The 2,083-nt window shown below is 70.8% G+C and carries 2 protein-coding genes and 1 pseudogene; all 3 read left to right on the top strand.

Features of this window, described 5'->3' with window-relative positions; genetic code table 11:
- Positions 1-320, top strand: a 320-nt coding sequence (locus CCN39_RS41625) for a CBS domain-containing protein (RefSeq protein WP_143264355.1), incomplete at its 5' end; no start/stop codon positions are given.
- A complete protein-coding gene (locus CCN39_RS41620; RefSeq protein ID WP_086851872.1) occupies positions 313-813 on the top strand; it encodes a DUF1003 domain-containing protein in 501 nt (166 codons plus the stop codon). The genes CCN39_RS41625 and CCN39_RS41620, both read left to right, overlap by 8 nt.
- A gap of 10 nt (positions 814-823) precedes the next feature.
- Positions 824-1,966: pseudogene (locus tag CCN39_RS41615) on the top strand (Mrp/NBP35 family ATP-binding protein); the annotation flags it as partial.
- Positions 1,967-2,083: the final 117 nt, after the last annotated feature.

Raw genomic sequence — 2,083 nt, 5'->3', positions numbered from 1 at the left:
TGTTCGTCTGCCGCCCGCCGACCGCGACGCCGACCGGACGTTACGTCGGCGTCGTCCACTTCCAGCGGCTGCTGCGGGAGCCGCCGGCGGAGCTGGTGGCCAGCGCCGTGGACACCGGCCTCCCGCCGCTGAAACCGGGGGCTTCGCTGGCCGAGGTCACGCGGTACTTCGCGGCCTACAACCTGACCTGCGGACCGGTCATCGACGCCGAGGACCACCTGATCGGCGCGGTCACCGTCGACGACGTCCTCGACCACCTGCTGCCGGAGGACTGGCGCGAGACCGGGCTGCACGACACCTTGGAGGAAGACCGTGCCTGAGCTGACTTCGGGACGGCGGCTCGACCAGCCCCGCGGCCAGAACCGGTTCAGGCTGAACATCGACCCGGACACGGTCGGCAGGCTGTCCGAACGGCTGGCGCGGTTCCTCGGCACCGGGAAGTACCTGTTCTGGCAGACACTGATCGTCGCGGTGTGGATCGTGCTGAACATCACGGCGGTGTCGCTGCGCTGGGACCCGTACCCGTTCATCCTGCTCAACCTGGCGTTTTCGACACAGGCGGCGTACGCGGCACCGCTGATCCTGCTGGCGCAGAACCGGCAGGACGACCGCGACCGCGTCTCCCTGGAGGAGGACCGGAACCGGGCGGCCCAGACGAAAGCGGACACGGAATACCTGGCCAGGGAACTGGCGGCGCTGCGCCTGGCGGTCGGCGAAGTGGCGACGCGCGACTACCTGCGCAGCGAGCTGGACCGGCTCCGGGAGGACCTGTCCATCCAGCCCAGGAAGTCCCGCACTCCTACCGGCTCGTAACATGGACGAGGTGACCAGCACCCAGCAGCTCCCCAGCGTCGACGACGTCCGCAGCGCGCTGAAGAGCGTGCAAGATCCCGAGATCCGGAAACCCATCACGGACCTGGGGATGGTCAAGGACGTGGTCGTCGGCGCCGACGGCGTGGTCACGGTCGGGATCTACCTGACGGTGGCCGGCTGCCCCCTGAAGGCGACGCTGACGGCCGACACCCAGGCGGCGGTCTCCAAGCTCCCGGGCGTCTCGGACGTCCGCGTCGAGCTGGACGTGATGAGCGACGAGCAGCGCACGGAGCTGCGCAAGTCCCTGCGCGGCGACGCGGCGGAGCCGGTGATCCCGTTCGCGCAGCCGGGCTCGATGACCCGGGTGTACTGCGTGGCGTCGGGCAAGGGCGGCGTGGGCAAGTCTTCGGTGACGGTCAACCTGGCGGCGGCGATGGCGGCCCGCGGGCTGTCGGTGGGTGTCGTGGACGCGGACATCTACGGCCACTCGATCCCCCGCATGCTGGGCGCGCGCGAGAAGCCGACCAAGGTCGACACGATGATCATGCCGCCGCAGTCCCACGGCGTGAAGGTGATCTCGATCGGCATGTTCACCCCGGGCAACACCCCGGTGGTCTGGCGCGGCCCGATGCTCCACCGCGCGCTGCAGCAGTTCCTGGCGGACGTGTTCTGGGGCGATCTGGACATCCTGCTGCTGGACCTCCCGCCGGGCACCGGCGACATCGCGATCTCGGTGGCCCAGCTGATCCCGAACGCGGAGATCCTGGTGGTGACCACGCCTCAGCAGGCGGCGGCCGAGGTGGCCGAGCGGGCGGGGGCGATCGCGCTGCAGACGCGTCAGCGCGTGGCGGGCGTCATCGAGAACATGTCGTGGCTGGACCAGGCCGACGGCTCCCGCCTCGAGCTCTTCGGCGCCGGCGGCGGCCAGACGGTGGCCGATTCGCTGACGAAGTCGATCGGCTCGGAGGTACCCCTCCTCGGCCAGGTCCCGATGGACCCCAGGGTGGTCACCCAGGGCGACGCGGGAACGCCGATCGTGCTGTCCGAGCCGGAGGCCCCGGCCGCGCGGGTGCTGAGCGACGTGGCGAAGAAGCTCTCGGTCCGGGCGCGCGGGCTGGCCGGGATGATGCTGAACGTGACACCGGCCGGGCGCTACCCAGCAGGGTGCCGAAGCCGTGGGTCCTGTCCGCCCCACCCGGAACACAGCCGGTCCGAAGCACCGGCTCCGGCAGCCAGGCGACGCTCAGCGCCCGGCCGGTGTCACGTTCAG

Origin of the sequence: Amycolatopsis kentuckyensis, from assembly GCF_002155975.1 — a bacterium.
GTDB lineage: Bacteria > Actinomycetota > Actinomycetes > Mycobacteriales > Pseudonocardiaceae > Amycolatopsis > Amycolatopsis kentuckyensis.
Note: the sequence above shows the minus strand (reverse complement) of the source record. Positions and strands in the feature narration are given on the sequence as shown.